The sequence below is a fragment of the Rhodopseudomonas sp. BR0C11 genome, from assembly GCF_010820945.1.
GTDB classification, from domain to species: Bacteria; Pseudomonadota; Alphaproteobacteria; order Rhizobiales; family Xanthobacteraceae; genus Rhodopseudomonas; species Rhodopseudomonas palustris_H.
This window is the reverse complement of the sequence record NZ_QTKI01000247.1, coordinates 1-7,109: the sequence shown is the minus strand read 5'-3', so window position 1 is coordinate 7,109 and position 7,109 is coordinate 1. Positions and strand designations below refer to the sequence as shown.

Annotated in this window: 6 protein-coding genes; 2 read left to right on the top strand and 4 right to left on the bottom strand. The window is 66.8% G+C overall.

Features of this window, described 5'->3' with window-relative positions:
* The 4 genes from DYI24_RS17610 to DYI24_RS17595 form a co-directional block, all read right to left on the bottom strand.
* Positions 1-1,005, bottom strand: a 1,005-nt coding sequence (locus DYI24_RS17610; protein WP_164573222.1) for a glycerate kinase type-2 family protein, incomplete at its 3' end; no start/stop codon positions are given.
* A 115-nt stretch (positions 1,006-1,120) separates the two neighbouring features.
* Positions 1,121-2,356: an ABC transporter substrate-binding protein gene (locus tag DYI24_RS17605; protein ID WP_107343769.1), complete on the bottom strand. Its 1,236-nt coding sequence runs from the start codon at positions 2,354-2,356 to the stop codon at positions 1,121-1,123.
* Positions 2,357-2,599: 243 nt separating this feature from the next.
* The gene (locus DYI24_RS17600; protein ID WP_164573221.1) at positions 2,600-4,087 is read right to left on the bottom strand and encodes a UdgX family uracil-DNA binding protein; all 1,488 of its coding nucleotides are present in this window, start codon (positions 4,085-4,087) and stop codon (positions 2,600-2,602) included.
* 311 nt (positions 4,088-4,398) lie between these two features.
* Positions 4,399-5,649: a putative DNA modification/repair radical SAM protein gene (locus DYI24_RS17595; protein ID WP_164573220.1), complete on the bottom strand. Its 1,251-nt coding sequence runs from the start codon at positions 5,647-5,649 to the stop codon at positions 4,399-4,401.
* Positions 5,650-5,816: 167 nt separating this feature from the next.
* On the opposite strand from DYI24_RS17595, the gene DYI24_RS17590 reads away from it, so the two are divergent.
* Both DYI24_RS17590 and DYI24_RS17585 read left to right on the top strand, forming a co-directional pair.
* On the top strand, positions 5,817-6,602 hold the full coding sequence (locus DYI24_RS17590) for an ImuA family protein (RefSeq protein ID WP_164573219.1): 786 nt from the start codon (positions 5,817-5,819) through the stop codon (positions 6,600-6,602).
* 52 nt (positions 6,603-6,654) lie between these two features.
* Positions 6,655-7,109, top strand: a 455-nt coding sequence (locus DYI24_RS17585; protein WP_349627791.1) for a Y-family DNA polymerase, incomplete at its 3' end; no start/stop codon positions are given.

Here is a 7,109-nt window from a genome sequence, read left to right as displayed (position 1 = left end):
GTATTCCTGGTTGGGGCCGCCGCGGCCTTGGCCGCGCACCGTCACCGTCAATTCGCCGCCGGACAGGATCGCCAATTTGCGTCCCGCAGCCCGAGCCTCCCGCGCGAGCCGGGCGTGCGCGGCGGCAATCTCGCGGGCTTCGCCTTCGAGATCGGCGCCGAGATCGGCGACCTCGTAGCCGGCGTCGCGAGCAACTTGGATCGCCGCATCGAGCGACTGCCGCGGCCGCGCGATGATCTCGAACCGGGCGCGGGCGAACGCGGCATCGCCGGCCTTGACGCTCTCGTTGCGCTGATTGTTCAGCGCGGCGGCGACCGCGGGATCGAGCTGCAGATCATAGCGGGCCACCAGCGCGCGGGCGTCGCCCAGCGTGGTCGGATCCGGCACGGTCGGGCCCGACGCGATCGCGGACGGCTCGTCGCGCGGCACGTCCGAGATCGCCAGCGTCACGATCTGCGCGGCGTGCTGACCGGCCCGGGCGAGGCGGCCGCCTTTGATCCGCGACAGATGTTTGCGCACCGTGTTGACCTCGCCGATCGGTGCGCCGGAGCGCAGCAGCGCCCGGGTCGCCTGCTGCTTCTGCGCCAGCGTCACGCCCTCGGTCGGTGCGATCCAATTGGCCGAGCCGCCGCCGGATAGCAGCACGAGCAACAGGTCGTCCGGCGTCGCAGTGGCGGCAAGGGCGAGGCTGGCTTCGGCGCCGCGCACGCCGGCGGCGTCTGGCATCGGATGCCCTGCCTCGATCACCTCGATGACACGCGTCGGAACACGGTGGCCATGGCGCGTGGTGGCGATGCCGACCAGCCGCGACGGTTCCAGACCCAATGTGTCCAGATAGTGCCGCTCGGCGGCGGCGGCCATCGCGGCTGCGCCTTTGCCGGCCGCGAGGCAGATGATCCGTCCGCGCGGCGCCGGCGGCAGCTGCGCGGCGAGAATGCGGTCGGGATGCGCGGCGGCAACGGCCGCATCGAAGATGGCGCGGAGCAGGGGGCGACGATCGGTCATGCCGCCAGTTGTGGCAGGCGCACTGCGGGGCGGCAAGACGGCGCGCGCGATGAACGAAAAAGCCCTCCGCGGTGATCGCGGAGGGCTGGTTCGTCGAGGCGAACAGGAGGGCGAACTAGCCGCCGCTCGGCGCAGCGACTTCGCCTTCGATCACGTCGCCGAACAGCTTCCAGTTCTCGCCTTCGAACCGCATCATCTGCAACTGCTCGATCGGCGCGAAGTCGGTCGGCGAGGTGTTCAGCGTCACGCCCGGCAGCAGGCCGCCGAGCTGCACGCCCTTCAGGTTCGCCGCCTGCTTCATCACGTTTTCACGGCTGAGGTCGTCGCCGCACTGCTTGATCAGCACCGCAACGGTCTCGGCGATGTTGTAGCCGGTGGTGAACGAGGAGTCGGCGCGGCTGGCGTCCGGCGCGTACTTGGCCATGAACTCGTAATACGCCTTCATGCCCGGGTCGTTTTCCCACTGCTTGTCGGTAGCGTCCTTGGCGTAGGCGGCCGAGACGATGCCCTGCGCGTTTTCGAAGCCGGCCGGCTTCATCACGCTGCCGGTCGAGGCCGAGACGTTCGGCACGATCATCATCGGCTTCCAAGCCAGCTCGGCGACCTTCTTGATGGTCTGCGCGGCGAACTTCGGCGTCGCGAAGATCACCAGCACGTCCGGATTGGCGGCCTTGATCTTGACGATGTGGGAGTCGACGGTCGGCTCGGTCAGCTCGTAGCTGTCCTCAATCACGACCTGCGACGCCTTGGCGCCAAGACCGTCCTTGAGGCCCTTCAAGTAGTCCTTGCCGAAGTCGTCGCCCTGATACAGCACGGCGATCTTGGCGTCCGGCTTCTCCTTCAAGATGTACTTGGCGTAGATCCGGCCTTCGCTCTGGTAACTCGGCAGCCAGCCCATCGTCCACGGGAAGTGCTTCGGATCGTTCCACTTGGTGGCGCCCGACGCCAGGAACAGATGCGGCACCTTCTTGGCGTTCAGATACTTCTGGATCGCGGTGTTCGACGGCGTGCCGAGCGGCGAGAACATGAACAGCACTTCGTCGCTCTCGACCAGCTTGCGGGTCTGCTCGACGGCCTTCGGCGGCGAATAGGCGTCGTCATAGGACACGTAGACGATCTTGCGGCCGTTGATGCCGCCCTTGTCGTTGATCATCTTGAAATAGGCTTCCTGCGCCCGGCCGACGCTGCCATAGGCCGAGGCGGGGCCGGAATACGGCACGATGTTGCCGATCTTGACTTCGGTGTCGCTCGCACCGGGGCCGTATTTCTTTTGCGCCAGTGCTTGCCCGCCGGTGGCGGACAGCAGCGCGACGGCCGCGACGGCGGCGATGGAACGGGACAGGGCAGACATCGGATTCCTCGCGTGTTGTTGTTGGTCTTGCCGCATGCGCTGCATTGCAGTGCAACAGTGCAGCGGAGCGTTAGCCGGTTCGGCCGCCGTGCTCAACCCGCGGAAATTGCGACGGTTACCAAATTTCCCCTCCATTCCGTCCAATGGAAATAGATCGTGCTGCTGCGCGGAAATGTCGCGAGGAGGGGCAGACGGCGGAAGACTTGCGTCGACCGAGCGGCCGCACCGGGGAACCTCTCCCCGCTACGCTGCGTGTGCCTTCTTCAGATGCGCGGCGACGAGTTTTAGGTCGTCGACGAAGCGGGCGTATTCGCGTTCCTTGGCTTCGGCGTCGGGCAGCCGCAGCAGATAGGACGGATGCACCGTCACCAGCACCTGCGGGCCGCCGTCGTGGTCGATCAGGTGGCCGCGGGTCTTGTTGATTGGGGTGATCTTGCCGAGCACGCTCTGCGCCGCGGTGGCGCCCATCGCCACCACCAGCAGCGGCTGCACCGCGGCGAGCTCGCGCTCGTACCATTGCCGGCACGCTTTGATCTCGGGCGTGTTCGGCTTCTGGTGCAGGCGGATCTTGCCACGCGGCACGAATTTGAAGTGCTTCACCGCGTTTGTCACATAGGTCTTGCTGCGGTCGACGCCGGCTTCCGCCAGCGCGCGATCGAGCATCTGCCCGGCCGGGCCGACGAACGGCTTGCCGGCGAGGTCTTCCTTGTCGCCGGGCTGCTCACCGACCAGCATCACGGTGGCATGCTGCGGACCTTCGCCGAACACGGTCTGGGTGGCGTCCTTCCACAGGTCGCAGGCGCGGCAATCTTTCGCTTCCTCGCGCAGATGCGCCAGCGTGTCGGCGTTCGGCTTGGCTCTCGTCATCGGCTGCTCCTGTCGCTGCGGCTTCTTCGGCGCGGTGGCCTCGGCCGCGACCATCGCGTGCGCCTTGCGCTCGGCGTGTTCGATCAGCGGTTTGATCAGCGCCGCTTCGGGCAGATTGCGCCAATACTTCTTCGGCATTTCGGCCTGCATCGCCTTGGTCTTCAGCCGCGCCGGATTGAAGATGCTGGCGTAGTAGGTGAGCCAGGTTTCTTCCAGGCGATCCTCCGACGGCGCCATCGCCTTGGTGACGCCGGGCGTGATCGCAATCGCATGACCGTCCCAATGCGCGCAGACGTCGGGCGTCAGGATCGACCATTCCATGTCGGCGAAGCGCCGCGCGAAGAATGGCGCAGCGAGCTCGACGATATGGTGCTCGGGCTCGAACCAGGCGACATAGCGCGACTTGGGTTCGCGTCCGATCTCGCGGAAGCGAACGAAGGCGTGCATCTTGTGCTCGTCGCGCCGCACCGCCTTGGCCATCGCCTGCAGCCGCGCCACGTCGGGATCGGTGGCCACCTGCATCAATTCGGGATTGGCGCGCAGCCGCCACAGCAGCTGATACAGATACGCAAAGCGCTGTGGATCGCGATGCAGGATGGCGATCTGTGCCAGCTCGACGAAGCGGGCGGGGACGTTGAATGTCTGCACGGGGGGGGGCGTTTGGGTCGAGTGTGTGAACGGCGCGGCCGCTTCAGAAAGATGCCCTGCATCCGGCGACAGCTCCGCCGCATCGAACAGCTCCGGCTCGTCGCCGGCCACGGTCCATGTGATATCCGCCGGTGCCACGCCCGCCAGCACTAGCTCCCGCGCCGCCGTGCGCCAGCCGCCAAAATCGGTGTCGCTGTCGAGCCGGATGCGGTGCATGTGCCTTTGGTTGCCCCAGACTGTTAGTTAATTCCTACACGCGTGCTACGTGGCACTATCCTCATCCTGAGGAGTCGCGGCGAAGCCCGAAGGGTTTCGTCGTGGCGTCTCGAAGGATGGCCCAAGGGGGTGTGACTTCATCCTTCGAGACGGCTGCTGCGCAGCCTCCTCAGGATGAGGCTGTACTCGTATCAAGATCTCTCCATCCACCTCGTCATTGCGAGCGAAGCGAAGCAATCAGCTTCGTGCCTGAGCTGGATTGCTTCGTCGGCTACGCCTCCTCGCAATGACGGCTCACCCAACGCAACCGATCAAAACCCAAATCCCAGTTGCTGCGCCTTCGGCCGAAACCGCTCCGCCAGTCGCGCGGCGTCGAGCAGGGTGCTCGGCGGGCGGTGGTCGGGGAGAACGATGAACGGCAGCGCCTTGTTCCTTGGGATGTGGAGTTTGGCGAGGTCCGAGCTGCGGATCGTGCAGTGGCGGCGGGTGTCGATGATGCGGTCGACCGCCTTGCGGCCGAAGCCGGGAATGCGCAGCAATTCCTCGCGGCTGGCGCGGTTGACGTCGAGCGGGAAGCGCTCGCGGTGTCGCAGCGCCCAGGCCAGTTTCGGATCCATCTCCAGCGACAGCATGCCGGCGGCGGGATCGATGATTTCGCCGGCGTCGAAGCCGTAGAACCGCATCAGCCAGTCGGCCTGGTACAACCGATGTTCGCGCACCAGGGGCGGCGCCTGCAGCGGCAGCGCCCGGCTGGAATCCGGGATCGGGCTGAATGCCGAGTAGTACACCCGCTTGAGATTGTACGAGCCGTAGAGGTTGGCGCTGGTGTTGAGGATGGTCTGGTCGGTGGCGCTGTCGGCGCCGACGATCATTTGCGTGCTCTGGCCGGCCGGTGCGAAGCGCGGCGGCTTGGCGCGGGTGGGGGTCTTCCGCGCCTCGGCCGTGGCCTCGGTCGCTTCATCCAGCTTCAGCCGCAGCCGCCCCATGGTGCGGCGGATGGCGCGGACGTTCTTCTCTGGCGCCAATTGAGCAAGGCTGTTCTCCTCCGGCATCTCGATATTGATGCTGAGCCGGTCGGCATAGCGGCCGGCCTTGGCGATCAGCGCGTCGTCGGCTTCCGGGATCGTCTTCAGATGAATGTAGCCGCGGAAGTGATGCTCCTCCCGGAGGCGCCGCGCCACTTCGACGATCTGCTCCATCGTATAGTCGGCGCTGCGGATGATCCCCGAGGATAGAAACAGCCCCTCGATGTAGTTGCGGCGATAGAAGTCGAGCGTGAGCTGCACCACCTCGTCGACGGTGAAGCGGGCGCGCGGCACGTTCGACGACGCCCGGTTGACGCAATACAGGCAGTCATAGGCGCAGGCGTTGGTGAGCAGCACCTTGAGCAGCGAGATGCAGCGCCCGTCCGGCGCATAAGAATGACAGATGCCCATGCCGGGGGCGGTGGAGCCGAGCCCCTTGCCGCCCTGGCTGTCGCGTTTCTCCGTCCCGCTGGAGGCGCAGGAGGCGTCGTATTTCGCCGCGTCCGCCAGGATGGCCAGCTTGCGCTGCACGTCCATGCTTGGAATCTCCTTGATTCATCTCGCGAAAAAATTTGCCGCAAGACCTCGGTGCGATCCCGATTGACTCCGCCCGGGAGCAGGGATTTATTAGAACATATCATGAACAAATGAGCCGGCAACGGGTTCATCGAATCCGAAAACGGCAACGGAAAAAGGAGCGGCGCATGGATAGCGCCCGCCTCGGTATGCTTGCGCGCCTGCAGGGCGAAATCGACCGGCTCGAAAGCGGGACGGCGGAGACGCTGCGCCGCGTGCCGCTTGGCCATGACGATGTGGATGCGGTGCTGCACGGCGGCCTGATGCAGGGCGCGCTGCACGAAGTGTTCTGCGATGGCCGTCACGCCTCTGCTGCAACCGGCTTCATCGCCGGCGTGGCGCAGCTGCTCGCCGAGGCGCGCTACCTGTTGTGGATCCGCCAGGATTTTTCCGCGCGCGAGAACGGCGAGCTGGCGATGGAGGGGCTGGCCGAACTCGGCTTCGACCCGCGCCGCCTGGTGATGGTGCGCGCCCATGATGCCGACAGCGCACTCCGCGCCGCCGCCGATGCGCTGGCCTGCAATGGGCTCGGCGCGGTGATCACCGAACTGTGGGGCGAGACCCGCGCGTTCGATTCCGTCGCCTCGCGAAAACTGACGCTGGCGGCGCAGCAGTCCGGCGTCACCACGCTGATGCTGCGGATCGCCGCTGCGCCGCAGGCCTCGACCGCGGAAACCCGCTGGGTAATCCGCGCGGCGCCTTCGCCGCCGATCGAAGGCTGGGGCGCCCCGGTGCTCGACACCTCTCTTGTTCGCAATCGTCGCGGCCAGACCGGCCGCTGGATCATGGAATGGAATTGTGATGCGTGCCGCTTCCGTGAACCGCAGGCGTACCCTCGGCCTTTGGCTGCCGAGGCTTTCGACCGATCGGGTCGAACGGACCTCGCCGCAGGTGAGCACCGGCTCGCCGGCTGATGCTGCGCCTCCTCCGCCGCGTGTCGTCGCCGCCAAGCGCGACAACGCGCTGGTGGTTGTCGCGTGCGATGCGCGCGCCAGCCGCGGCGGGGTGATGCTCGGAATGCCGCTCGCCACCGTGCGGGCGATGCATCCGGCGGTCGATGTGATCGATCATGACCCGCATGCCGATGCGGCGCTGCTGAATGCGATCGCCGACTGGTGCGATCGCTTCACGCCGCTGGTGGCGCTCGACGGTGCCGACGGGCTGCTGCTCGACATCACCGGTTGCGCGCATCTGTTCGGCGACGAGGCCAAGCTGCTGAACACGCTGACCGCGGCGCTGACGCGGCAGGGCTTTGCGGTCAGCGCCGCGATCGCCGGCACTGCGGTGGCGGCGCGGGCGCTGACCCGCGGCGGCTCCGGCCTGATCGTCGCGCCGGGCGAAGAGCTGCGCGCGGTGGCGCCGCTGCCGGTAGCGGCGCTGGGCGTCGATGACGCGATCGTCCGCGGCCTGCGCCGCGCCGG

Bases quoted from the DNA above. Each gene is read 5' to 3' on its own strand.
- DYI24_RS17605 (WP_107343769.1), bottom strand. From the start codon at position 2,356: ATGTCTGCCCTGTCCCGTTCCATCGCCGCCGTCGCGGCCGTCGCGCTG.
- DYI24_RS17600 (WP_164573221.1), bottom strand. From the start codon at position 4,087: ATGCACCGCATCCGGCTCGACAGCGACACCGATTTTGGCGGCTGGCGC.
- DYI24_RS17595 (WP_164573220.1), bottom strand. From the start codon at position 5,649: ATGGACGTGCAGCGCAAGCTGGCCATCCTGGCGGACGCGGCGAAATAC.
- DYI24_RS17590 (WP_164573219.1), top strand. From the start codon at position 5,817: ATGGATAGCGCCCGCCTCGGTATGCTTGCGCGCCTGCAGGGCGAAATC.